The sequence below is a fragment of the Streptomyces sp. NBRC 110028 genome, assembly GCF_001417735.1.
Classification (GTDB): Bacteria; Actinomycetota; Actinomycetes; order Streptomycetales; family Streptomycetaceae; genus Streptomyces.
In genome coordinates, this window is sequence record NZ_BBUZ01000014.1 from 1 (window position 1) to 705 (window position 705).

Annotated in this window: 1 protein-coding gene; it reads left to right on the top strand. The window is 65.1% G+C overall.

From position 1 onward, the window contains the following. Nucleotides 1–217: 217 nt before the first annotated feature. A partial coding sequence (locus ASC60_RS00085; RefSeq protein ID WP_055545439.1) for a LysE family translocator occupies nt 218–705 on the top strand: 488 nt, incomplete at its 3' end.

The following is a 705-nucleotide window of genomic DNA, read 5'->3' on the forward strand; positions in this document are numbered from 1 at the left end:
AAGCTAGCCTCGCGCTTTCACGAGGTGACCTGTCCGAAGCTTGTTCGGATGAGTGAGGTGTGCCGCTGACCTGGGACGATGGGACTTGTCTAGGGTCCTGTTCGTCGTCGGGAAGGCTGCACTCCTCAGGTGTCTCGGCAGGTGGATGAGCCTGGAGTGGACGGTCCGCCATCTGTTTGTATGACCTCTGGACGGCAATCCAGGAGGTGGCGGACTTATGGTGTCCACGGAGAGTATTCTCGCGTTCGCGGCGATGTCGCTGCTGGTGATCGTGATTCCGGGGCCGAGCGTGCTGTTTGTGATCGGCAGAGCCCTCGCGCACGGCCGCCGCACGGCGCTCGCGACGGTCCTGGGCAACCTGGTCGGTTCGTACCTCCTGGTGATCGCTGTGGCGTGGGGCCTCGGCGCGCTGGTGGAGAGTTCGGCGACGGTGTTCATGGGTGTGAAGCTGGCCGGAGCGGCGTATCTCGTCTACCTCGGCGTGCAGGCGTTCCGGCACCGCAAGGAGATGCGCGCGGCGGACATGGAGGCCCCGGCGGATGAGCGGCGCGGTGATCTGCGCACGATCCTGGACGGTATTTTCGTGGGCGTCACCAACCCGAAGGGCGTCGTCTTCTTCGCGGCGGTGCTGCCGCAGTTCGTGGATCACTCGGCGGGCCAAGTCCCCCTCCAGATGATGGTGTTGGGGCTGGTCCCGGTCGCCAT